Annotated in this window: 24 protein-coding genes; 14 read left to right on the forward strand and 10 right to left on the reverse strand. The window is 54.9% G+C overall.

The features are described 5' to 3' along the window. On the reverse strand, positions 1–194 hold a 194-nt coding region (locus tag NQU42_RS04520), incomplete at its 3' end, for a hypothetical protein (protein ID WP_296609416.1). Between the two features lie 763 nt (positions 195–957). On the opposite strand from NQU42_RS04520, the gene NQU42_RS04525 reads away from it, so the two are divergent. Both NQU42_RS04525 and NQU42_RS04530 read left to right on the forward strand, forming a co-directional pair. Further along, on the forward strand, positions 958–1,338 hold the full coding sequence (locus tag NQU42_RS04525) for an ArsR family transcriptional regulator (RefSeq protein ID WP_296609418.1): 381 nt from the start codon (positions 958–960) through the stop codon (positions 1,336–1,338). 76 nt (positions 1,339–1,414) lie between these two features. Further along, positions 1,415–2,941 (forward strand): DUF87 domain-containing protein, encoded by a 1,527-nt coding sequence (locus tag NQU42_RS04530; RefSeq protein ID WP_296609419.1) that lies wholly within the window; start codon positions 1,415–1,417, stop codon positions 2,939–2,941. 46 nt (positions 2,942–2,987) lie between these two features. Here the strand turns inward: NQU42_RS04530 and NQU42_RS04535 are convergent, their stop codons facing one another. Then, positions 2,988–3,764, reverse strand: coding sequence for a TIGR01458 family HAD-type hydrolase (locus NQU42_RS04535; protein ID WP_296609421.1), 777 nt, complete (start codon positions 3,762–3,764; stop codon positions 2,988–2,990). 330 nt (positions 3,765–4,094) lie between these two features. Between NQU42_RS04535 and cgi121 the strand changes: the two genes are divergently transcribed. Together cgi121 and NQU42_RS04545 are read left to right on the forward strand one after the other, a co-directional pair. Next, complete coding sequence (gene cgi121, locus NQU42_RS04540; RefSeq protein WP_296609422.1) at positions 4,095–4,574, forward strand: KEOPS complex subunit Cgi121; 480 nt, start codon at positions 4,095–4,097, stop codon at positions 4,572–4,574. Further along, positions 4,561–5,190, forward strand: a complete 630-nt coding sequence (locus tag NQU42_RS04545; protein ID WP_296609424.1) for a DUF2150 family protein — start codon at positions 4,561–4,563, stop codon at positions 5,188–5,190. Before cgi121 ends, NQU42_RS04545 begins: the two co-directional genes overlap by 14 nt. Before the next feature lies 1 nt (position 5,191). Here NQU42_RS04545 and map read toward each other — a convergent pair whose 3' ends face one another. Beyond that, positions 5,192–6,067, reverse strand: coding sequence for a type II methionyl aminopeptidase (gene map / locus NQU42_RS04550; protein WP_296609426.1), 876 nt, complete (start codon positions 6,065–6,067; stop codon positions 5,192–5,194). Between the two features lie 91 nt (positions 6,068–6,158). After that, on the reverse strand, positions 6,159–8,900 hold the full coding sequence (gene alaS, locus NQU42_RS04555) for an alanine--tRNA ligase (protein ID WP_296609427.1): 2,742 nt from the start codon (positions 8,898–8,900) through the stop codon (positions 6,159–6,161). Between the two features lie 63 nt (positions 8,901–8,963). Here alaS and NQU42_RS04560 point away from each other — a divergent pair, with 63 nt between their 5' ends. Then, positions 8,964–9,245, forward strand: a complete 282-nt coding sequence (locus NQU42_RS04560) for an RNA repair domain-containing protein (RefSeq protein ID WP_296609429.1) — start codon at positions 8,964–8,966, stop codon at positions 9,243–9,245. An 82-nt stretch (positions 9,246–9,327) separates the two neighbouring features. Beyond that, positions 9,328–10,206: a hypothetical protein gene (locus NQU42_RS04565; protein WP_296609431.1), complete on the forward strand. Its 879-nt coding sequence runs from the start codon at positions 9,328–9,330 to the stop codon at positions 10,204–10,206. Positions 10,207–10,280: 74 nt separating this feature from the next. Here NQU42_RS04565 and NQU42_RS04570 read toward each other — a convergent pair whose 3' ends face one another. After that, positions 10,281–10,805 carry a hypothetical protein gene (locus NQU42_RS04570; RefSeq protein WP_296609432.1) on the reverse strand — a complete coding sequence of 175 codons (525 nt, stop codon included), beginning with the start codon at positions 10,803–10,805 and terminating at the stop codon, positions 10,281–10,283. 207 nt (positions 10,806–11,012) lie between these two features. Between NQU42_RS04570 and NQU42_RS04575 the strand changes: the two genes are divergently transcribed. The 5 genes from NQU42_RS04575 (at position 11,013) to NQU42_RS04595 (ending at position 14,768) form a co-directional block, all read left to right on the forward strand. Then, the gene (locus NQU42_RS04575; RefSeq protein ID WP_296609434.1) at positions 11,013–11,822 is read left to right on the forward strand and encodes a 2-amino-3,7-dideoxy-D-threo-hept-6-ulosonate synthase; all 810 of its coding nucleotides are present in this window, start codon (positions 11,013–11,015) and stop codon (positions 11,820–11,822) included. A 190-nt stretch (positions 11,823–12,012) separates the two neighbouring features. Next, a complete protein-coding gene (locus tag NQU42_RS04580) occupies positions 12,013–12,729 on the forward strand; it encodes a diphthine--ammonia ligase (protein ID WP_296609436.1) in 717 nt (238 codons plus the stop codon). Continuing rightward, positions 12,713–13,279, forward strand: a complete 567-nt coding sequence (locus NQU42_RS04585; RefSeq protein WP_296609437.1) for a hypothetical protein — start codon at positions 12,713–12,715, stop codon at positions 13,277–13,279. The genes NQU42_RS04580 and NQU42_RS04585 overlap by 17 nt, the downstream gene beginning before the upstream one ends. Before the next feature lie 141 nt (positions 13,280–13,420). Next, a complete protein-coding gene (locus NQU42_RS04590) occupies positions 13,421–13,951 on the forward strand; it encodes a hypothetical protein (protein WP_296609439.1) in 531 nt (176 codons plus the stop codon). Positions 13,952–14,153: 202 nt separating this feature from the next. Then, complete coding sequence (locus NQU42_RS04595; RefSeq protein ID WP_296609440.1) at positions 14,154–14,768, forward strand: hypothetical protein; 615 nt, start codon at positions 14,154–14,156, stop codon at positions 14,766–14,768. Between the two features lie 70 nt (positions 14,769–14,838). Here the strand turns inward: NQU42_RS04595 and NQU42_RS04600 are convergent, their stop codons facing one another. After that, complete coding sequence (locus NQU42_RS04600; protein ID WP_296609442.1) at positions 14,839–15,261, reverse strand: hypothetical protein; 423 nt, start codon at positions 15,259–15,261, stop codon at positions 14,839–14,841. 221 nt (positions 15,262–15,482) lie between these two features. Between NQU42_RS04600 and NQU42_RS04605 the strand changes: the two genes are divergently transcribed. After that, positions 15,483–16,286 carry an HAD family hydrolase gene (locus NQU42_RS04605; RefSeq protein ID WP_296609443.1) on the forward strand — a complete coding sequence of 268 codons (804 nt, stop codon included), beginning with the start codon at positions 15,483–15,485 and terminating at the stop codon, positions 16,284–16,286. Between the two features lie 493 nt (positions 16,287–16,779). Beyond that, positions 16,780–17,322 carry a hypothetical protein gene (locus tag NQU42_RS04610; protein WP_296609445.1) on the forward strand — a complete coding sequence of 181 codons (543 nt, stop codon included), beginning with the start codon at positions 16,780–16,782 and terminating at the stop codon, positions 17,320–17,322. A 42-nt stretch (positions 17,323–17,364) separates the two neighbouring features. Here the strand turns inward: NQU42_RS04610 and NQU42_RS04615 are convergent, their stop codons facing one another. From NQU42_RS04615 to NQU42_RS04625, 3 genes are all read right to left on the reverse strand, one after another. Further along, the gene (locus NQU42_RS04615) at positions 17,365–18,600 is read right to left on the reverse strand and encodes a tRNA (N(6)-L-threonylcarbamoyladenosine(37)-C(2))-methylthiotransferase (protein WP_296609447.1); all 1,236 of its coding nucleotides are present in this window, start codon (positions 18,598–18,600) and stop codon (positions 17,365–17,367) included. Between the two features lie 9 nt (positions 18,601–18,609). Further along, the gene (locus NQU42_RS04620) at positions 18,610–19,635 is read right to left on the reverse strand and encodes an AI-2E family transporter (RefSeq protein ID WP_296609449.1); all 1,026 of its coding nucleotides are present in this window, start codon (positions 19,633–19,635) and stop codon (positions 18,610–18,612) included. Between the two features lie 107 nt (positions 19,636–19,742). Next, entirely contained in the window at positions 19,743–20,501 is a 759-nt protein-coding gene (locus tag NQU42_RS04625; protein ID WP_296609450.1) for a hypothetical protein, read from the reverse strand. Between the two features lie 213 nt (positions 20,502–20,714). Between NQU42_RS04625 and NQU42_RS04630 the strand changes: the two genes are divergently transcribed. After that, the gene (locus NQU42_RS04630) at positions 20,715–20,936 is read left to right on the forward strand and encodes a hypothetical protein (protein ID WP_296609452.1); all 222 of its coding nucleotides are present in this window, start codon (positions 20,715–20,717) and stop codon (positions 20,934–20,936) included. On the opposite strand, the gene NQU42_RS04635 is transcribed toward NQU42_RS04630, so the two are convergent. Then, entirely contained in the window at positions 20,933–22,267 is a 1,335-nt protein-coding gene (locus tag NQU42_RS04635) for a signal recognition particle protein Srp54 (RefSeq protein WP_296609453.1), read from the reverse strand. The two genes, NQU42_RS04630 and NQU42_RS04635, sit on opposite strands and share 4 nt — an antisense overlap. Positions 22,268–22,405 lie beyond the last annotated feature (138 nt).

Genomic DNA, 22,405 nt, shown 5'->3' on the forward strand with positions numbered 1-22,405 from the left:
AAGTACGCCTGTACGTCGTAAAGCGGCTTCTGTCTGAAGTACATCTCAACATCGTACGTATCCCTGGTCCTGACGAACTGCTGTATATCGTAGGTCGGCTTCTGCCTGAAGTACTGATCTACATCATATCCCTGGACAGCCCGCGAATCCTCCTGAGCGGAGGCTGTGAGCATCATTGCAGATAAAACCACCATCAGGAGCAGTGCTTTGCATATAAAAATTCTCATGTCTGGTCCTCCCTGCTACAAGCGCATGTAATCCAACATAACGCTATTGTTATGTCACTGATTCATCATGGGTTTTGTATATAACTTTAACCCGTGGCGCGGAGGGCCTGAACGTGGATCCTCCAGACTTCAAATATGGAATGAGAAGAGGAGGCGGTGGTCAAATACCCGAATGGGATCGCTGGAATCGACAGCTATGCACGGAGAAATCCCCTGAGTCCAGACGGACTGAGAGCTGAAGGTTTCGATGATATGTGTCCGATCGAACGCCGCGGATCTCGATGAGGTACACGACGAAAACGGCGCACGTTGCTGTATTGGATAAGTCCTAAAATTCGTAACCGGAAGGCCATTAGGGTAAAGATGGAAATTAGCCAAGAATCGATGCCTAGAGATGGAATTCTGAAAAATTTATCCAACACAGCAATGGTAAAAAATCATGATGCCAATCGAGCTCTTTCATGGTAACTAGCTTGTTACGTCACGCAGAGATCAAGAGCATGTCTCCTCGCAGCGTTCATGCGGTATCATCTCAGAGAGCGGTGACCTCTGAGAGGTGGTTCCTAAAGACCGCCTCCTTCGCATGAACTGCTGAACTGCTGGAGGTTCGAGCACTGCGAGATGCAGATGCACACTTTCTATAAATATCTACAAGTTTCAAAACAAATTATTTATATGATTACGTTATTTCTATTATATGTAAAAGCTCTTTGGTTAATGGTGGTCGTGGATGAAGGATTACACTGTAAAGGTGCTGGATGATCGGGATCTGGAGTTCATCGAGGCGCTGAGAAGCCTTGGTGTGCAGAGGAATGTTGCGGCTCTGCTCACGTATCTGTCAAATGCGAAGGAGGTCTCTTCGAGGGAGATCGAGATGGGCACAGGGCTCAGGCAGCCAGAGGTCAGCATAGGGATGAGGTACCTCAGACAGAATGGGTGGATAGAGGAGCGCGATGTCAAGGGCGAGGGCAAGGGCAGGCCGATGAAGGTATACACACTTAAGGTCTCGATAGACGAGATCATAAAGCACTTTGAGGATCAGAAGCTTAAGGAGTCTGCAAAGGCGATGGAGTCGATAAGGAAGCTGAGGGAGCTGACCTCCACGGCCTGACCTCTTTAGAGGGAAAATATAATTAAGTTGGAGCACAGATCAATCATAGGGAGTAGCTGAGCAGCGGTGATGGTTCTTGCGAGGTTCTGTTGGCGTTATAGTGGGTGAGACAAGCCCACTGCAGTTCAAATTCATGATTCACGGAGCTGTGGGCAGGGGAGACTATGTGAAGGTAAGGGGCGATGGCAAGAGCTGGATACTGGCCCAGGTTGAGGAGATAAGAAGATCGAACACCGCGTACAGCATCGCTCACATGGAGAGGGGCTGCACCCAGACATGCAGGGAGTGGGTCGTCGCAGACGCGCGTGTTATCGGCGTGCCCTCAGATGGTCGCATAAGAGCGCCCGCAACGCCGCCGAGGCCTGGCGAGGAGGTTTATGCTGCAGATGAGAAGATGATAGCTGCTGCACTTGGGCTTTCAAAGGGCGATATGTACATAGGCATCCTGAAAGGGCACGACCTCAGGGTGGAGCTGGATGCCAATACCCTTGTGCAGAAGCACTGCAGCGTTCTGGCGAAGACCGGCAGCGGCAAGTCGTACACTGCTGCAGTGATACTGGAGGAGCTGCTCGATAAGGGCGTGGCGCTTCTTGTGATAGACACGCACGGCGAGTACGGCTCGATGAGGTATCCGAACAGGGAGGGAGAATTCAGCAGGTTTGGTGTGAAGCCAAAGGGCTACAACATAACAGTGTACACACCAGCGAATCTTGCGGTAAACCCGAGGGCGGACAGGCCGTTCAGATTCGATGGACTGAACCTCTCCGCCAGGGATATAGCCAGGATGCTCCCCGACGACCCGACCAATGGATCTGTGGCTCTTCTCTACGAGGCGATAGCAGCTCTGAAAGCGGAGAGGGAGAGCTACGATCTCGAGGATATAATAAAGCAGGTTGAGAGGTCCAGCTCCAAGTCGAAGTGGACGCTGATCGGGCAGCTCGAGCAGCTCCTCGAGATGGGCATCTTTTCAGGAGAGCCGACGAGGCCTGAGGAGCTTCTCCAGCGGGGCCATGCCTCTGTGATCGACATGACCGGAGTCCCACAGGAGATGCAGCCGATGATAGTTGCAAAGCTGCTCACAGACCTCTTCGAGGCGCGGAAGCTTGGAAGGGTCTGCCCCGGGATGGTTGTCGTAGAGGAGGCCCACAACTACATACCCGAGAGGGGAACTGGCAAGGCAGCGTCAACATCGATAATAAGAACTATCGCTGCAGAGGGGCGTAAATTCGGCATGGGCCTGATGATAATAAGCCAGAGGCCTGCGAGGGTCGATAAGAACGTGCTCTCTCAGTGCAACACCCAGATAATAATGCGTGTGACCAATCCAAACGATCTCAAAGCTTTATCGAAAGGGCTGGAGGGGATGAGCTCCGAGCTGGAGGAGGAGATCAAGAGGCTGCCTCCGGGGACGGCTATGATCGTCAGCAATGAGATCGAGAGGCCCATTGTGGTGAACATCCGGCCCAGAAGGTCGAGGCATGGCGGCGTCAGCACCCCGATAGTGATGACAGAGCATCCGGTTAAAGGCCCTGCGCCCAGGAAAGAGCAGCAAAGGGGTCCTGGCCTCTTTCTCAGAAAGGTCCTCGGGCCGAGAGGAGCATGAAGCCTGCCGGTTTGGCCTGAGCCCCCCATCGCTCAGGCAGCGCCTCTCAGAGCCATCTCACAAGATCCGCGATCGAGTCCAGAACGCAGTCTGGGGTCACTCCGGAGCTCTCCACAAGCTCGGGCCGGTACTTTCCAGTTCTGACGAGAATGCCGAGCATGCCGGCCCTCTGGGCTCCGCCCACGTCTGTGATTATGTCGTCCCCGACCATTGCAGCCTCGCATGCCCTCACGCCCATGTCCCTGAGCGACATGTTGAAGAAATCCGGCGATGGCTTGCCCACGAGCGTCGCTCTCTTTCCGGTCGCATACTCGAGCGCTGCAACAAACGGCCCAGCTGAGAGGACCAGCCCATCAGAGTCCCGCCAGTACCGGTCCATCTCAAGAGCTATCATATCAGCGCCCTCCAGGACGTGATTGAATGCAATGTTAAGATGCTCAAATGTGAATCTGCTTCCAGCATCTCCTACGACCACGAAGTCCACATCCTCATCTGCAAGCACTATACCAGCATCCTCGAAGTCCCTGTGGAGATCCCCGGTTGAGAGGAGATAGCATCTCCTCTTCCCAGATCGAAGAATCTTTTCGATTGCTGCAACAGATGGCGTGAAGATGCGCTCAGGCTGTATACTGTAGCCCATCTCTGAGAGACGCCTCGCAACAGAGGCTCTGCATCTGCGGGTTGAGTTTGAGATGAACCGGAATCTGTACCCCCGCTCCTCCATCAGCTCCAGGCACTCCCTCGCTCCGGGAACCGGGCTCCTTCCTACATAAAGCACACCATCGAGATCTATTAGAAACGCAGAGGGTCTGATCTCAGACATCGCACCACTGTGATCATTTTCCGTGGGGTGAACGCTCCCCGGCCCAAATGCCGGAGCTTCTAGGCCTTCGCCAGAGACTGCGTTCCCAGTCTCATGTTACGTGTGATCGATCCTCAGTCAGCACTTCCAGCCTTCCCAGATCACATCTTGAAGTGGAATAAGTCGTCCTCAGGTAATATAGGCATCGCTCCGAAGTGGTAGGGCTTCGCTCACTTCCTCAGGCGGGATCTTCTCGCTTCGCCCTCTCCCACTCCCAGAAAGATAGCTCCCAGCCGCGCTAAGTCCGAGCGTACCACAACCTATTAAAAACCAGGGCATCTTCGGGTTGTTATGCGGCTACTCTTCGGCAGGCCGATTCCGGGCATAGTGAACGCCATAAAGAGCCTCAGATCCAGGGGCTATCTGATCCAGGCCCTGGATGCTGCGATGGTAGTGAGCGAGAGGCATGTGTTTTATGCAGCCGAGAAGGCCATAGCAGCCTTTCAAGAGGGCAGAAACGTGGCGAAGGACCTCGGCATCGAGATCCTGAGATACGCATCCGGCCAGAGACAGATAGAGAAGGCGTTATCTCTTGGTGTATCAGACGCGACAGAGCGTGTGGCCCTGCTCATCGTTGACGATCTCGAGGATGATGAGGTCAGTAAGATCGCAAAGACGCTCATAGAGCCGGATGATCGAGGGATACGCTTCGATGCTGACCGGGTGAGGAGATTTTACGATATATCAGATGCCGAGATGGAGGCCGCTGGAGAGGACAGGATATCCGATCTGGTTCTGGAGAGGGTGGCGCTGGTCGATGCGTACAGATAGCATCCAGAAGGAGGATAGCATGAAGGAGGAGTTCTACACACAGAAGCGCTGGCTGAACTGGATGAACAAGGTAAAGGAGAGCCAGTTCAAGCTCCCCGAGTCTGAGCAGGACGCTGCAGGGGCTGTCTTTGTGTACATCATGGACGATGTGATACTGGCATGTCTGAAGGTGATAGCCAGATTCGAGAAGGGCATAATCAGCCAGAATGAGGCGCTTGCAGCGATAAGGGGCATAAGAGACATCGTCCTGGCGGAGCACGAGAGCCTGGGCGAGGATGCGGATATGATGCTCGCCTCTCTGAGAACATCACTGGCTGCAGTCTTCGAATCTTGCAACAGCTACATCCTGGGGGATTACGACAGAGATCGGAAAATGGGAGAGATGATCAGCGATGCTGTGAAGGCCGAGACCGATGGAAGGCTCGAGGATGCCCTGGCCGTGGTGGCAAACATAGGCGCCAGGGTTATAGCTGGAGAGAAGCCTCCGGAGATCCCGGATATGGATTACTGCATTGTTGCAGAGCTGCTCGACGGGATAGATGCGATAGCAGCTGCGATGGTCGGAGACACGAGCTACAAGGAGGAGGACGGAAGCCCGCTCGAGGAGGAGATATGAGCTAACGGGTTATGATCTCGCATCCGCTCTCCGTCACTATCACGGTATGCTCCGCCTGCGAGACCATCGCGCCCTCGATCTCCCAGAGCACAGGATATGTGTGAACAGCCCCGGCACGGATCAGTCTTTGGAGGGAATAATCTATGCTCTCCCCCCTCAGCCAGCGCCGGGCGAACGGCAGCCCATCGAACCTCGTCTCGATCTCGGCAAGCAGCGCCCTTGCCCTCCTGTCCCTGACAGGCCTGCGGGATGTGAATCCAAATATCTCGACCACAGGCGCATCAGATATCCTTCCTGAGCCGTTCGTCGCAAACGGCTCTATCGCGATCACATCACCAGGCCTGAGCTCCACGCCAGATGTGCAGGACCTGTTGGGCACGGTCGGCTCTGTGTGCGCATTGAACCTGGATAGCCCATGGCCGGTCAGGTTCGAGACAGGCCTGAATCCGTATCCCTCGATCGCTGACTCTATGGCCCTCCCTATTTCACATGTGCTCACCCCGGGCGCGACCAGCTCAAGAGCCGCATCCAGCGCTGCTCTTGACGCCTCCACGAGCTCCGGATGGCCGCTCAGGTCTACGGTCACAGCTGCATCCGCGATGTAGCCATCGACATGTACCCCTATGTCAAGCTTTACCATCTCCTCACCGAAGATGGCATCATCATTCGCTTTTGGGGTGTAATGAGCAGCCTCGCGATCTCGAGATATGTTGCACGGGAATGCAGGCTCCCCGCCCAGCTCCCGTATGCAGTTCTCCACGTAATTCGCGATCTCCAGAAGCGACACGCCGACGTCTATTCGCGCAGAGGCTCTGCCAATAACATCTGCGAGTATCCTGCCTGCTGTTCTGTATTTTTTTAACACATCCTCGTCCATAGAAGCGGGCGCGTCAGATCTGCGCCCTGCTCACCTCCTCAGGAGGATTGATGCGATCTGGCATGCAGATTTCTCTCCAATTCCGGATCGCCTAGCACTGGATCACCTTTCGGGCTGCGCTTAGTCCGGCATCTATAGCCGCCTTCAACCCTCCGACGTTCGGTCCTCCGCCCTGCGCCAGATCCGGCTTCCCTCCTCCCCCTCCGCCGATGTACTTTGCAGCGGCCCTAACGATATCAGCAGCGTTCATCCCCCTCTCGATCCCGGACCTTCCCACAGATACCACGATCTTGGCTGCGCCGCCGCTGGCCCCGCCGAGTATCGCGACCATATCGCTCTCTGAGAGCATAGTCGCGGCCTTTAGCAGGGTCTCGCCATCTGATTCTCCCAGGTCCCTGGCGACGATCCTCACACCATTCACATCCACAGCCTCTGCGGAGAGCGTCAGTATCCTGACCCTTGCAATCTCCTCTTTCAGATGCTCTATCTCCTTCTGCTGTTCCTTCCACTCCTCAAAGAACCTGGATACAGTCTTGGGAAGCTGCTCTATCGGCACCCTCAGAACTGATGCAGCCTCTGCGAGAATATCGTCCCTCTCCTGTATTCTGCGGACAGCTGCCTCTCCAGCTGCGAACTCTATCCGCTCCACGCCATCCTGGACCCTTTCTGTCCTGAGTATCTTTATCGGGCCGATCATCCCTGTGTTTGTGACATGTGTGCCGGCGCAGGCCTCTATGTCAGATCCCACCCTGACGACGCGGATCTCCCTGCCTGGAGGCACGCCTCCCTGGTAGAGCTGGAAGCCGAAGAGCCTCTCGGCCTCCTCGCGCGGCATGAACTCTGCGCTCACCGGAATCATCTCCATCACGCGCCGGTTCGCCTCGAGCTCTATCGCCTTCAGCTCCTCATCAGAGATCCTCCTGTAATGGGATATGTCCAGCCTGGCCCGGTCCTCGCTCTTCTGAGCGCCGGCCTGCCAGACATGTCTCCCCAGGACACGCTTTGCGGAGTCGTTGATGATATGTGTGGCAGTGTGGTGCCTAGCGTGCGCCATTCTCCTGCGCATATCGATCCTTCCGGTGACTCTGTCGCCGGGGGAGAGCCCCTCTGGCTCCACCCGATGGAGAACAACGCCATCGATCATCTGGACATCAGTGACGTTGAAGATCTTCCCATCTTTCTCGAGGACGCCATGATCAGCGGGCTGGCCTCCTCCTTCAGGGTAGAATAGGGTTCTGTCAAGAACAACAGAGCCCTCGAATACTCCGAGAACTGTCGCCTCGAACTCCTGGTCGAAGGGTTTGTAGTAGAAGAGGCGCTCTGTCCTATCGAACGGTGGTGAGCGTGTCTCCACCTCCTTCTGCTCGGCCCTGCTGTGGGTCGATGCGACTATGGAGTAGAAGTTATCCGGAAGCTCCACATCCACGCCGAGCGCGCCTGCGGTCTCCTTCGCGATCTCTGGAGGAATACCATGGGTATCGTAGAGGGATACGAGCTCTGTGAGTGGTATTCGACCGCCTTTCTTCGAGTAATGCGATGCGATCTTCGAGACCATCCGGCTCCCCTTCTCAAGGGTCTCAGCATACCTCTCCTCCTCAAGCGAGAGGATCTCTGAGATCGTCTCCATCCGCTCCCTCCAGTCATCGTAGTCGAGCCTGGATATCTGCATCTCGACGATCTCTGAAAGCGGGATCTCCAGCTTGAGATCCTTCATCATCCGGAGGGTTCTGCGAATCACGAGCCTCGCGAGGTAGCCGGCCTTGACGTTCGACGGTATTATGCCGTCTCCGAGCATGTATGCCAGGCATCTGGTGTGATCCGCGATCGCATAGATCCTCTCCATGGGCGCCATTATGCGTTCGAGCCTCTCTGGAGTCGTGTTTATGCTCTCCGCGATCCTCTTTCTCAGATCCCTCAGCGATGCCCCGCTGAGATCCATCATTCCTGCGAGCCTGGCGTTTCTCGCGAAGATCTCCGCGTACTCCGGATCCTGGAGATCGTGCTCCAGACCTGCCATATCTGATAGGGATTTCACCACATCAGGGAAGACAGCGTCGTATATCGTGGGAGATCCCTTCGACGCCCAGACGAACCTCTCGAGCCCGTAGCCTGTGTCCACGATGTAGTTGTCCATGCGGCTGTAGCGCTCACCCTTTATGAGGTACTCTCCCCTGGAATCGAGCCTCAGATTCATGAAGACCAGGGTCGCGAGCTCAAGACCACCAACGAGCACCTCAAGGCTCGGTCCCGCGTTGCCACCTCCAGCCCATGGGGACTCTTTGTATGTAATGATCTCAGGATTCACTCCCAGCCCGAGGAGGAGCTCATCACACAGCTCCACGGTCCTGTCCTTCCAGTAGATCTCGTGCTCCTTTGTGTTGAAGACGTGATGCGCCATCATCTCAAACGTCGTGAGGTGCCTGCCGCTCCGTCCCACGGAATCGAGATCGTCCAGCCTGATACAGGGCTGGGAGATGGTGAGAGGGTTGGCTGGCGGCGGGACCTGGCCGGATGTGACAAAGGGCTGGAAGTCGGCTATCGATGCTATGGTGAGGTAGATATCGTCCCTCCATCTCGCAACCACAGGATACCTCGGTACCCTGGTGTGACCGTGCGCCTCGAAGAATCTCAGGTAATGCTCGCGCATTGAGTCCAGTCCCATCTCCCTGAAAACAGGAGAGCCTATGAATGAGTACGGATCGCACGGCGGATCCCCACAGGTCCTCCTCGAGGCATCCCTGGTCCAGAACCTGCCGCCGCAGCTCTCGCACACCTTGCGAACAAACCCCTCTGCCCTGAAGAATTCCAGTTGGTACTCGTCCTCGGGAAACATATCAATCTACCAGCGTGATACAGAGCGAATATCTTATCAGCTCTAAAAGACTTTCTGAGCACGATGGATGAGCTGTTTCCATTCGGCAGGCATCCGAAGCGCGTGCTGAACGAGATGAAATGGCGCGGCCTTGACCTGGCGGATACAGAGATAGAGATACTCCACCGGGGCGCGCCTTCGGACAGGATCCGCGCAAGAGCGAGCGAGATCACTTTAGGCAGGTCATTCTTCACGTACATGGGCACCGAGATACCGTACCACAGGATCGAGAAGATAGTCTACAGGGGCCGGACGGTATTCTCCCGCGCGGATATAGTGAAGGGTCAGCAGTCGTCAACCAGCTGAACGCTCTCACTGCTCTTGCATCGCGAACGCTTCGAACGCTTCTGATGTCGTTTCGGCTCTCCGAGCGTCAAGGGGGTTTGTGATGAACCTGGAAGCGCTGCTGAGGTACATAAACGAGAGGCGTGTGAGAATACATTGGAAAGACAGCTTCATGAGCGGTTTCTCCTCTGTCAGGGGCACCGAGCCGAGCATTCAGGATACCTTCTTCGCCATGGCATGTCTCAGGATGCTGAACGCTGCATCCCCAGATGATGAGATCGTCTCTTTCATCTGCAGCCACGATCATCTCGATCTCAGCCGCGCCTATTACGCAGCAGGATGCCTGAGGCTGGCCGGATGCATGCCTGAGCTGAACGACGGAAAGCTCGAATGGCGGTACCGGGGAGAGCATCGCGAGATAGAGTGCTTCATTCCCCAGACTTCGCTCATCAGGTACTTCGAGTACGATCTCTACGGTATGTACGGATCCAGCATCTTCTCGTCCTCCCTGGGCACGCTTCTCAAGCGCCTCGAGCTTGGCGCTGTGAATTCTGATGAAGATATGGAGAGAATCGTGCGATCTGCGTTTCTGCTCCTGGAAAAGAGCCGTCAGCTCGTTAGAGCCCACATGGCGCTGGAGATACTTGATGCGATCGATAAGAGAGGTTTTCCGGTGAAGCTCCCGGAATCTCACGTCAAAAACCTCTCAAGGCTGCTTGAGAGCTGCGAAACCGGAAGGGGCTACACACCAACCCCGGAATCCACCACAGAGACGCTCGAGAGCACATACGCAGGCTGCATGATCGCTAGGCATCTGAAAAAGAGAGAACCCCAGGGGCTCAGATCATTTGTAGATCTTCTCCAGAACGATAATGGAGGCTTCAGGAGGTCTCCTTTCGGCGGCATATCGACGCTCGAGCACTGCTACCTGGCACTCCGGGTCGCTGGCGGTGGCCGCGATATCACGAATATGGTTCCGTGAGAGGCCTCCAGGAATCGATTGTTGCTTGAATCGCCGAACCAGCTGCATGCATTCTATTACATCTCCCAGGATATTCAGCTCGTCCCGGGCGATCCTGACTCGAAGTAATCGCACCGATCGACACCCTCCAGCTCGATCACCACTGGCGTGCAGGTCCCAGACCTTATCGCCCTGAGGGTGGCCTGAAAGACTGCGCCTTCGGTTATGTTGTACTTCTCAAGAAATGCCGGCCCCGGGTACCAGGAGTTGCACAGCTGCAACAGCAGACTGCAGTTACCGCTCTGGTTGAGGTGATCGGAGACCCACACCGGCAGGTCTTCAGATGGAATGAACGTGTACCTCACCTCGTATCCGGCGTATCCCGGCCCTCCTGTGACCAAGGCCTGGCCTGCCGATTCGTTTGTCTGCATCACCGAACAGATCGTGGCAGTCCCGTTGTACATATCGTACTCACAGGGCCCGCCGACCATCACCGGCTCATCTCCTGAAGAACTGCTGTTCAAAAGAGAAGCGCTTCCCGCCATCGACTCGACGCTGGCAGCATCTGCGATGGCTGCAATCATCAGCAGAAGCAAGAACAGAGTGCTCATGGTTCTCATATGTGCAATAACGAGCTGATCGGTTATTATCTTTCCTGTATGTGCATCTCATGGCAGGGATTATATGCATCTGAACACGTGGCATATGACCCTTATTCCCTGATCAAATTAAGCACTGCAGGAGCCGGAAGGTTTAAATACGGACTTGAAGTACAAGATGATACATCAATGCATTAAAAATTGCATAATTGATCGTGGTGTTGCATCATGTACGGAAAGGCTGTCAGGCTTGAGAGGATTGTGAACCGTGCGACCGGGCGTTCTGTCATAGTGCCGATGGACCATGGTGTTACTCTGGGTCCGGTAAGAGGCATAAGATCTCTGAAGAGCACTGTTGATGCAGTTGCGTCAGCCGGAGCAGATGCGGCCGTTGTTCATAAGGGTGCTGCGATATTCGGCCACCGTGGGTACGGGCGCGATCTTGGCCTGATAGTTCATCTCTCAGCATCCACATCACTCGGCCCGGATCCAAACAACAAGGTGCTTGTGGCCACTGTGGAGGAGGCGATAAAGCTCGGAGCAGATGGCGTCAGCGTTCATGTCAATATCGGCGCTGAGGACGAGGCTCAGATGCTATCCCTCCTCGGATCGGTCTCGAGAAGCTGCCAGGAGTGGGGGATGCCGTTGATTGCGATGATGTATCCGCGCGGGCGCAGGATCTCGAATGAGTACGCGGAGGAGTTCGTCGGACATGCAGCCAGGGTCGGCGCTGAGCTTGGAGCAGATATGGTCAAAACATCCTACACAGGAGATCCAGACAGCTTCTCCCGGGTCGTGGATGGGTGCCCTGTGCCGCTGGTCGTGGCTGGCGGGCCCAAGGTCAGCTCTGAGATGGATCTGCTGAGAATGGTCCGGGACGCAATAGACGCCGGAGCGAGCGGCGTCGCCATAGGCAGAAACATATTCCAGCACGAGAGCCCCTCGCTCATCACGAGAAGGATATGCGCTGTTGTGCACAAGGGTTACACGCCGGAGGAGGCTATGGGCATCGCCGTCCCTGAGGATGGCGGCAGATAGTTCTCACGTTTCTGAGAATCAGCGATATCAGCATGTGCTGTGTTGAATAATGTTTGAGAATCCGATAGTAGGGATTCATACGAATTGCAATTCTAGTAAAAATCGATAGCTCTCGACCTTAGAGCTCTTAATTATTCAACACAGCATCAGCATGAACATATTTTTAATCAATGCCCGCTTCGCTCACATCATGAACCTTGGAGTTCTATTCAGCGGCGGCAAGGACTCTGTGTTCGCATGTTACAGGGCGATGGAGAAGGAGGATGTCAAGTGTCTCATCACCCTCATCTCTGAGAATGAGGAGAGCTACATGTTCCACACGCCGAATATAGGGCTCGCAGAGCTCGTGGCATCCGCCATTGGTATTGATATCCTCAAGTGGCGAACGCCTGGGGTGGAGGAGATGGAGCTGGAGGATCTGAGAGATGCGATCATCGAAGCGCGCAGGCTTTACGGTATTGAGGGGATAGTGACTGGCGCGATCGAGTCTGTCTATCAGTCCTCTAGAATCCAGAGGATCTGCAGCGAGCTCGATCTCTGGTGCTTCAACCCGCTCTGGCAGATAGATCAGCTCGATTATCTGAAAATGCTGATAGCCCACGGCTTCAGGGTCATCGTGACGGGCGTATTCGCTTACCCTCTTGATGAGAGCTTTCTGGGCGCGGAGATTGATGATGGGATGATAGCAAAGCTTGAGATGCTTCAAAAAAGATACGGAATAAGTCCCTCGGGAGAGGGTGGCGAGCTGGAGACGCTGGTCTTGGACGGGCCAATATTCAGGCGGCGGCTGGAGGTGCTCAGAGCTGCGCGGCTCTTCAGCGGTAATCGGGGGAGGTACGTGATCGAGTCCGCGAGGCTCGCCGAGAAGCCGGGGCATCCGAACAACAGGGTTGCGCAGAGGAGCTGATGATACGGTGATTCTTGTCCTGGACCTCTGCTATCGCGCAGGCTCGCTCTCCAGGTACGAGTTCGTCGAGCCAGTTGCAGCTGCGCTTCGCAGGGCCGGCGCGGAGATCGATATTCTGCATTACAGAGAGCTTGATGATCCATCTGGTTACGACAAGGTGGTGCTCTGCGGGACAGCTCTAAAAGACAGGCGCTGTCTTGATGATGCAGAGCAGCTCTCCTGGATACAGGAATGGAAACGCCCGATGCTGGGGATATCCACCGGAGCAGCTCTCATATGCTCTGTTCTCGGCGGGGGAGTGCTGCCAGGCGTCCACATCGGGATGGATGATGTGAGGATCATCGCTGAGACACGGCTGCTCGGAGAGCCGCGGAAGATACCTGCGTTCCATCTGCACAGCGTTCGCCTGGCGCTTCCATCTGAACTGATTGAGGTGGCGGAGAAGTGTGAGGCTTTTATGTGCCGCGATCGCCCCGTCTACGGCCTTTTATTCGATCCGGAGGTCAGAAACCGCTGGATCCTCGATAGGTTTGTGAAGTGCGAGAAGTGAGCCGCATGAATCCATCCAGCATAATCGCCATGCTCAAAGATCAGGGTGACAATTAGCTCTCCTGAATCCCCGTACCGCATGTTCGGCCATGGAGATTCACCGGCCGGAAATGCTTTTATAAAATTTGACGATGTAACTACCATGAGAAAACTCGCCCTGATTGTGATTATATATGCGGCTCTGAGTGCTGCAGCAGCCACGCCTTACTTCAAGGTCATTGACGCGCCTGACGCGATCGTTCAGCCAAACACAACAATAACACTGCCAATAACAATACAGAACATAGGCGGTGATGGAGCGTATGCTAGGCTCGTGTTCAGAGGCCTGCCCCCTGGCATATCAGTCTCGAATGTGACGAGAGCCAGATGGGTCTATCCTGGCGGCAGGATGACTTTCAATGTGAACCTGTCCGCAGGAGAAATCCCTCCCGCGAATCATACGATAGAGGTAGGTGTTGCTGCAAAGGGCTCTCCTCCAAACTACAGGAGCTTCCATCTGATCGTCGAGAACGTGAGCGAGGAGGGGGAGATTGCTAAAGAGGAGATGGCCGGAGAGCATCCTGAGATAAAGAACGTGAGCGATGGCGCAGAGAGGCAGATTCCAGCAGCTGGTGCGCTATGGTCGCTGCTCGCGGTGGCTGCAGCGACCATGGTATCCAGGAGAGAGCGTTGATGTTCATCTGGGACGCTCAATACATGAGCCTGATGTTTGGCGCATGAGGATCTCGTGACATTCAGCGGCGCAGCTGTGTGTCTCCGGGAGTTCACATAGTGGACTGCATTTCCTTAATGGAGCGGCTTCCTCATGGAAGCGAATGCCTTCACCCAGAGGCTATGAGCAACCTTCATCTACCATGAAGCTCATCTCCCATCAGATGTGCAGAACGGCGCTGCTTCTGGTCTTCATGCTTTCTCTTATTCAGAGCTCATCAGCATGGGCTCACATCTCCTACGGGATTGGAGAAGGGGCGGGCGCATCGCTCCACCCCGCGATGTACGGGTTCAGGACCGATGATATGGTTGGGGTCTTCTCAATCGAGAAGAAGATCGTCCTTGCGGGCGGTGAGCCGTCGGGTGGTGCAGAGGAGAGCGCATTCTCCTCCCATGACGCCAGGCTCGGACCGGATCTGCTGAATCTCACGATCGAGCCGCGCGTGCTGAACGCCACCCTGGATACTCTTAACGTCTCAATCGCGCTATCTGAGATCGGAGCGTCTCCCCCAGCGATAAAGCTGGTCAGCCCGTCTGGCGGGATGTCGGCTGTGGTGCAGCTCAACCAGACAGCAGGTTCGGGCACCGGCGTGCCCCTCTACCGGGGCGATATCAGGATACCAGCAGACGCAGAGCCTGGGAGATGGCGGATATCATGGCTCAGAGCCTCTGATTCCCAGGGCCACACAGTCCTCCTCGATGCGGATGAGCTGAATTCGATGGGCTTTCCCACATTTATCGATGTGAAGAGCAGAGGCCGCAGCCCGCTCCAGGGATGAGTGATACTCGAACACTCCGGCCTGGATACCAGAGCCCCCGCCGCCTGTGCCCAAAGAGCTCTGGAGAGGTTCAGCGTCTCGCTCTGTGCTTGGAGAGCACAATAAAATCCTCTTCCAGAGATATGCTGACCCCGCGCATCTCGAGCTCGGAGATCAGAGCCTCGAGGATATCCTCCATGGGGTTTCTTCTTCTTACCGAAACACCCCTCCATGCCTCGAAGAAGCCGGTGACCATATTCTCGCTGAACTCCATCTCAGGATGCCTAACTACCAGCTCCTCCTCTAACGGCACGCCCAGCTCCTCTGCCGTACTCTCCAGAAGTTCCAGGCAGTCTGCAATGCCCCAGCGGCAGGATACATGCGCATCGCTCACCTCGAGCACCCAGCGCCTGCCATTCATCTCATTTGAGATCGTGGGGGCATCCATCGCAGAGATGATCGGCTCGAGCGCCCTTGCAGCCAGCGCAGCGATGCGATTCGAGATATCTTCCATGCCTGCTCATAGCAGTGTCTTTTTTCGGTATATATTTTGTGATACAGGCCATCTGTGAACAAGCAGATCGTCAGATCGAAAAGCTGAACGGATTCAAAGGCCTCTGACAGGATTCCGTGGATCCCGCAGGCATCTGACCTAAATGATGCGTGCTATAACACTCTCACCTTCAAGACATGCGCTAAGGATCGATATGTTCATCACCCATCCGTGAATATCGAATGGCAATGGGCGAGCTGGCAGTTGTTCTTGATGTCGCAGGCACGCTGCTCCGGATGTACCGCGTGGCCAACGATCTCATCCACAGGAGGATCCTGGAGAGGATAGTGACAGCGCAGCTAATCATAGAGAGGCCGGGCAGGGCGCTCGTCGTGCCTCAGATGGATCCCGGGAAAATCCGGAGGTGCCCGGAGGAGACGCATCTGCTCAGGCTGATAGAGCTATGCTCAGAGGGCATAGAGATAAGCTGCTGCAGCACACCGGTCTCGCGTTCGGATGCGCTTGAGGCGATAAGACGCTCAGATGTGACCGTCAGGGATCTTCTGGTGGCGCATGATGCCGTCAGGCGGAGATGCCCTGAGACGTACCACACAACTGGAATAATCGTGGACTCTCTGGATATGACAGTCCCGTACATCGTGAGCACCGGAGGCGTGCCGTTCCCTGGTCTCAAATCTGTCCTGGATGAGCTCCGGGCCATGGGGGCGGATATCTACATAGCGTCCGGCGACAGCCCCAGGAGTCTGATCCACCTGGTCGATTACGGCATAGATCCTGAAAACATATGCTCTGTTGCCGATCCGTTACGGAAGAAGGGGCTCGTTAAGAGGCTCAAAGAGAATCACAGAGCTGTGGTGATGGTCGGAGATGGTCTCAACGATCTCTACGCCTTAGAGGAGGCAGATCTGGGGGTGCTCACAGTCCAGCAGAATCCAAACCCTCATCCCAGGCTGCTGGAGGTTGCGGATATCATAATAAAAGATATCCGTCAGCTTCCAGTTGCAGTGAAAGCACGTATTTTGTGAACGGATGTGTGCGATGTCGTATTATATGAATTACAGATCAATGGTCCGGACAGATGACCGATCCGGTCTTGGGCACATAGATAGAGCGGGAGCAGATATCTTCTGGTCTTCGGAGTGAAGCGGGCGAAGCGAGAAGATTCCCCCTTCAGGGCGGGAAGCATTCACGGATTCCGGTCGTGGGTTTGAATCAGCAAAGAGATTGAGCTGAACTGCAGTGCCCTGAGAAGGTGCGTCATGAACTGACCGTTCACATGCTATGAATTTCAGGCAACAAAGCACGCGAACCCGCGACATGCACATTCCCAGTGGCGGAGGCTGGCATGAATGCTCTTCTATACGAACTTTGATTGGGCCGTGCAGATCGCTGCAGCCCAGAGATCCCCCAAGGAAACCTAAGAGTGTACATCGAAATCTATATATAGTAGCTTCTGTTTAAGAACAAATAATATTTTGCTGCATCCAAACAAACTATATAACTGATAGGTGTAAGCAGATGTTCGAAGAGCTTTTGGAGCTGTATAAAAATAAGGCCGCAGAGACTGAAAGGAAGCTGAAGGAAGAGCAGGCCATGATCGAGCTCATAACTGCCGTAAACAGACTGACGGAGAGCGTTGGGTCTGGGAAGGATGTTGAGCTGCTCGGCCGGCTGATCGATCAGGTGGACAGATTATCGAAAGAGGTTGCAGATCTGAAGACACAGCTGAGGGCCAGGCATGCAAGGGCCTCAAAGGATCTGGTTTACGGCGAAGGGCGTGCTATAGACAAGCATGCCAGGGCGCTGATAGAGATCATGAGCGAGAGGCCCGGGGACTACACCACTGCGGAGCTGGTGGACATGCTGGGGCTCAATAAGACGACAGTGATCACGGTGATGAAGCGTGCCGCCGAACTCGATCCCAGGCATGTCAGGCTCACACACGGCAAGCGCAGGAAGCTGACTCTGACATACGTGCCGGACGAATCGCTCGCATCCAACTCCGGATCTGATATGAGCGATCGGGAGCGGATGAAGCTGGAGCTCATGGCCCTCACGTAGAGGGCTGACAGTTGTGCTCCTGTAGACTTTCGGTCAGATCGTTCAGAGACTTCCAGTGCATCTGGCCTTTATGTAGAAGGGCGTTGCATCTGTCGCCCTTGCTCTAACCCATTTTCCAATGTAGCTGGCGCCGTGGACCACAACTCCGGTGTAGTTCCTGGTCCTCCCCTTCATGGTGCCAGCTCTCCCATGCTCTGTGACCAGCACCTCCAGCTCGTGCCCCACGTGCCGGACGTTCCGGAGGAGAGCGATCTCCTTCCAGAGCTCTGTCATCCTGCGCGACCTCTCCTTCTTTATCCTGTCCGGCATATCGTACATCATAAATGCGGGGGTGTGTGGTCTCCGTGAGTATCTCGTGACGTTCACCTTATCAGGCTGCGTTATTCTTATCACCTCCTCCGTCATTCTGAAGTCCTGATCCGTCTCTCCCGGAAAGCCGGTTATGACATCGGTTGTGAGCGAGATCTCCGGAAAGCTCGATCTGAACACATTAACGATATTAACAAAATCATCGGATGTGTAACCCCTCCCCATCCTTTCCAGAACCCTGTCGGAGCCGGACTGGAGCGGAAGATGGAGAAATTTGTATATCCTCTCGCTCCTGTACGAATCCAGCAGTTCGTCGAGAATCTTCAAGACAGAGTCTGGGTTCATCATGCCCACCCGTACCATGAACTCTCCGTCCATGTCGGAGAGCAGATCGAGTAGCTCTGGGAGGGACGTGCCGATGTCACATCCGTAAGCTCCTGCATCCTGTGATGCCAGCTGGATCTCAACAGCACCGCTGCTTACTAGACTTCTGACTTCGCTCTCTATTTCGCACGGCTCTCTGCTCCTCAACGCCCCCCTGGCCCTCTTCACTATGCAGTACGAACATGCTCCGAGGCAGCCCTCTGAGATGGTGACAACGCCGCACAGGCTGCCGGGCAGGCACGATGTGGGGCGATCAGGCTTCGGATTCTCTGATCTTCCAAGAGCATCGAGGACTCGATCAATACCATCTCTGTTCAGAACGCCCACAGCCTCGAGCCCCTCAATCAGCTCCGGAATGGCAGCAGGCAAACAGCCTGCAACTATCAGCCTCCTGCCTCTGAGCTCGCCGATCCGCCTGAGCATGTCCCTCTCAGTGCGTGATGTCACCGCGCATGTGTTGAGGATCACAACATCTGAATCATCGAGATCCCTCTCCTGATGCCCGTGCGCGATCAGCACTCCCCTAAGCTCCATGGAGTTCCCGATGTTCGCTGTGCATCCATAGGTCTCTATGCAGAACCGCATAACTTCACCTCAGAGATCCTGCTCGCTCTGAGTCTCTTTCGCCAGGGCCTGCTCCCTTCTGACCTGATATATGCCCACGATCACGCCCATGATCGCTGGGGCGAGGAAGAAACCGCCTATTCCGGCCACCATCGCCCCGCCCAGAAAAGACAGTATAACAAGCAGTGGGTGTATGGAGGAGCGTGCTGCCACAAGGTACGGCCGTATGATCAGCTCAGAGGGGAGATAGATCAGGGCGGATGCGACGGCGAAGAACATGAGAGCCTCGGCCGGACCCAACAGTATGTATCTGTATATCGATATCGGGACAATTACAGCCCATGCCGTCAGGACAGGCACCAGACCTGCTATGAAAACCAGGCTAGCCATCGCAAACGGCCTGGGGACATCGAATGCGTAGAAGACTATGGCCGATATCACGCTTCCAACGATCGCGGTGTACATGCTGCCGAGGAATATGCCGCTCAGGATCCTGTCGATCCTCTCGAAGTATGCCCTGTATGTGTCCAGGCTCTCCTCAGGGACTATGGTGAACCAGGACTCAACAAACCGCTCGCCGTCGCAGAGAAGGAAGTAGCATACAGGTATCGATAGTACAAGGTTTATTGCGAGCAGGATCATCCTCCTGCCGTAATCGAAGAGTGGCATCCTCGCAGCGAGGTCTGCCATGAAGCTGAGAACGTTCTGCAGGCTTCCTGTGATGAGCGTGTATATCTCCTCAGGGATCTCGAGGCCTGAAATGGTGCTGCTTATCTCCCTCGCTATGCTGCCCTGGTTCTGGGCAATCCAAATGAACAGGTTCGCTATCTCCATCACGCCCAGGATCAGAACCAGAGAGATCGGCACTATTATCCATATTGAGGCGATGGCTGAGCCGAGGCGTTTCCGGGCTCCAAACATATCGCGTATCGGCCTTCCTATGTATGCGAAGACCGTGCCGAGGATGATGCCATCCATGAGTGGGAACATGAAGTAGGCTATGGCGATGAGCGCCGCGATAAGCACAGCCATCATCCAGCCACGCCTGATGTTCAAGGTCTCACTGCTTTACCCATAATGCCAAACTGTAAAAACCTTTCCAGATGGGGCGCAGAGATTACCCCAGTTGCGGCGATTGCATCTCTTGTGATGCAGCTGGAGTCTCAGCTGCTCCTGTTGATCGCCATCCTGAATTCGTATGCGCTCGTCTCAGCTCTTCTGGCATTCATCTCAGCGGACTCTGCCATTGATCTCGCGATGCTCGCGTTCTCTGATGCATAAACCGCCATGAGTTTCGTCAGATTGTGGATAGAGAGGATCTCAGATCTCACGCTCTCGGTCTCGTTGAGCACCACTCTGCATTCGTGCGCGCTCGTCTCAGCTCTTCTGGCATTCATCTCAGCGGACTCTGCCATTGATCTCGCGATGCTCGCGTTCTCTGATGCATAAACCGCCATGAGTTTCGTCAGATTGTGGATAGAGAGGATCTCAGATCTCACGCTCTCGGTCTCGTTGAGCACCACTCTGCATTCGTGCGCGCTCGTCTCAGCTCTTCTGGCATTCATCTCAGCGGACTCTGCCATTGATCTCGCGATGCTCGCGTTCTCTGATGCATAAACCGCCATGAGTTTCGTCAGATTGTGGATAGATAGGACTTCATCTCGTGCTCTCTTCGTCTCAGACAACAATGATTCCGCCTGATGGACCATCGCTCCAGGGCTCAGCGCCATCACCTGAGGGGACACAGGCGCTGCAAATCCCCTGATCCCGAAGGAGGGCACATAACCAGGAGACCTCGCCCCCACGTCGAGATTCACCACATCCTCATTGGCGCCGCGACCGAGCCAGAGAGGCTCCTGGGCGTAAGAGACAGGGAGTAGCATCAGAAGCATTAGAACGACCAGGGACAGACGCGCATACAAACATATCACCTCTATAGTATCACAAAGTAAACCATTGTTTCGCTAATATGTAGCATCATTTAAATATCTTTCCAGCAGACTGGGAGACAGTCAGAATAAGTGCTGAGGCCAGAAATTGGGGACATCTGCTTGGATATCGGAAGCACTTAATATATCGGACTATTGCAGAGTAACCAGTCAGTTGCATCTAAATTCCGAAAGGAGGGATATGCTTTGAGGCTTGGAGATGTTCTGAAGGTGATCATCGGCATTCTGGTGGTCATCGCTGGAATATGGACCATGGCAGACCCGGCATGGTTTGGGCAAAAAAGCTGGCTGTACGGTCTGAACTGGTGGACGTACACAGCAGACATCATAAGGGGGTCGATCGGTCCGCTTCTGATCCTGGTGGGGATAGTAACCGTATGGATCGCGTATGAGGAATCGAAGGTCTAGACCTTCGGCTGGCCCAGACGCTTCATGAGCTTCTTCACGTTCATACGCCCCATTCCCCCTCTCATTCCTTTTATGGCCTTCTGCATTGCTGCATGTGACTTCAGAAGCTCCTTGACCAGCTCGGGCCGCGTGCCGCTTCCGCGTGCGATTCTCTTTATCCTGCTGGCGTTTATTATCTTTGGATCCTCGAGCTCCTCCTCGGTCATGGAGTCCATGATGAACCTGTATGCGTCGAGCCTCTCCTTTGTGACCTGATACTCCTTGTCGGAGAGCTCGATGCCCATTCCGCCGATCGGGAGCATCTGCATTATCTGCTTCAGAGGGCCCATCTTGTTCATGGCCTCGAGCTGCTTGTACATATCCTTCAGGGTGAACTTGCCCTTCATCATCGCGTCTACATCGACATCGCTCTCGACCTGCACCTCCTGGGCCTTCTCGATCAATCCCTTAATATCGCCCATGCCGAGAAGGCGTGATATGAACCTGTCAGCCTCGAACTTCTCCAGGTCGGCTGAAGTCTCGCCAACGCCTATAAACGCGACAGATGTCTTGGTCTCCGCGACCGCGCTCAGCGCTCCACCACCCTTCGCGGTTCCGTCAAGCTTTGTTATTATGACCCCTGTAATTCCAACAGCCTCGTTGAAGGCCCTGGCCTGCTCGCTAGCCTGCTGGCCGATAGCAGCATCCATGACGAGAAGCTTGTGATCCGCATTCACAACCGCATGGATGTCCTTCATCTCCTGGATCAGATCGCTCTCGAGCGCGTGCCTGCCGGCCGTATCCACTATGCGCACATCGTATTTCTTTGTCGCCTCAAGGCCGTTCTTTGCGACCTCAGGCGCGTTTTTGTTTCCCTTCTCCCCGTAGAAGAATATCCCCTGCCGGTCGCAGAGCGCCTTGAGCTGATCGTATGCCCCAGCCCGGAACGTGTCTGCGCATATGACAGCTGTTCTCAAACCCTTCCTCTGGAAGTATGTCGCGAGCTTTGCAGCTGTTGTGGTCTTGCCGCTGCCCTGGAGGCCAACAAGCATGATCGTCTGCTTCTTGAGCGGGATGTCCGTGCCCCTGCCGACGAGATTGATAAGCTCCTGGTAGACTATGTTTATCACGTGCTCTCTGGGATTCATCCCTGCAGGGGGCTTTTCGTTGAGCGCACGCTCGCGTATCCTGTTCGAGAGGCTCATCACGAGCTTCACATTCACATCAGCCTGGAGCAGGGCGCGCTGGATGTCGCGCACGGCGTCGTCCACAAGAGCTTTATCAATACGTGTTGCCGAGGCTATCTTCTTCAGGGCACCTCGAAGCGATCCGCCTAGGTTATCGAGCACCATATTTCTCACGCAGACTTACAGAAGCTTTACCTACATGTTCATAACTTTTGGCATTGCTGTGCTGATTGCATTCGAATGAGGTGATGTGCTCGGCTAACTGAGCTCCATAGCATGTGGTCCGGCTTCATGCGCATTCTC

This window comes from Methanothrix sp. (assembly GCF_024518575.1).
GTDB lineage: Archaea > Halobacteriota > Methanosarcinia > Methanotrichales > Methanotrichaceae > Methanothrix_B.

Excerpts from the sequence above, each read along its gene's own strand:
- NQU42_RS04525 (WP_296609418.1), top strand. The coding sequence starts at position 958 with ATGAAGGATTACACTGTAAAGGTGCTGGATGATCGGGATCTGGAGTTC.
- NQU42_RS04535 (WP_296609421.1), bottom strand. The coding sequence starts at position 3,764 with ATGTCTGAGATCAGACCCTCTGCGTTTCTAATAGATCTCGATGGTGTG.
- cgi121 (WP_296609422.1), top strand. The coding sequence starts at position 4,095 with ATGCGGCTACTCTTCGGCAGGCCGATTCCGGGCATAGTGAACGCCATA.
- NQU42_RS04545 (WP_296609424.1), top strand. The coding sequence starts at position 4,561 with ATGCGTACAGATAGCATCCAGAAGGAGGATAGCATGAAGGAGGAGTTC.
- map (WP_296609426.1), bottom strand. The coding sequence starts at position 6,067 with ATGGACGAGGATGTGTTAAAAAAATACAGAACAGCAGGCAGGATACTC.
- alaS (WP_296609427.1), bottom strand. The coding sequence starts at position 8,900 with ATGTTTCCCGAGGACGAGTACCAACTGGAATTCTTCAGGGCAGAGGGG.
- NQU42_RS04560 (WP_296609429.1), top strand. The coding sequence starts at position 8,964 with ATGGATGAGCTGTTTCCATTCGGCAGGCATCCGAAGCGCGTGCTGAAC.
- NQU42_RS04565 (WP_296609431.1), top strand. The coding sequence starts at position 9,328 with ATGAACCTGGAAGCGCTGCTGAGGTACATAAACGAGAGGCGTGTGAGA.
- NQU42_RS04570 (WP_296609432.1), bottom strand. The coding sequence starts at position 10,805 with ATGAGAACCATGAGCACTCTGTTCTTGCTTCTGCTGATGATTGCAGCC.
- NQU42_RS04575 (WP_296609434.1), top strand. The coding sequence starts at position 11,013 with ATGTACGGAAAGGCTGTCAGGCTTGAGAGGATTGTGAACCGTGCGACC.
- NQU42_RS04580 (WP_296609436.1), top strand. The coding sequence starts at position 12,013 with ATGAACCTTGGAGTTCTATTCAGCGGCGGCAAGGACTCTGTGTTCGCA.
- NQU42_RS04590 (WP_296609439.1), top strand. The coding sequence starts at position 13,421 with ATGAGAAAACTCGCCCTGATTGTGATTATATATGCGGCTCTGAGTGCT.
- NQU42_RS04595 (WP_296609440.1), top strand. The coding sequence starts at position 14,154 with ATGTGCAGAACGGCGCTGCTTCTGGTCTTCATGCTTTCTCTTATTCAG.
- NQU42_RS04600 (WP_296609442.1), bottom strand. The coding sequence starts at position 15,261 with ATGGAAGATATCTCGAATCGCATCGCTGCGCTGGCTGCAAGGGCGCTC.
- NQU42_RS04605 (WP_296609443.1), top strand. The coding sequence starts at position 15,483 with ATGGCAATGGGCGAGCTGGCAGTTGTTCTTGATGTCGCAGGCACGCTG.
- NQU42_RS04610 (WP_296609445.1), top strand. The coding sequence starts at position 16,780 with ATGTTCGAAGAGCTTTTGGAGCTGTATAAAAATAAGGCCGCAGAGACT.
- NQU42_RS04615 (WP_296609447.1), bottom strand. The coding sequence starts at position 18,600 with ATGCGGTTCTGCATAGAGACCTATGGATGCACAGCGAACATCGGGAAC.
- NQU42_RS04635 (WP_296609453.1), bottom strand. The coding sequence starts at position 22,267 with ATGGTGCTCGATAACCTAGGCGGATCGCTTCGAGGTGCCCTGAAGAAG.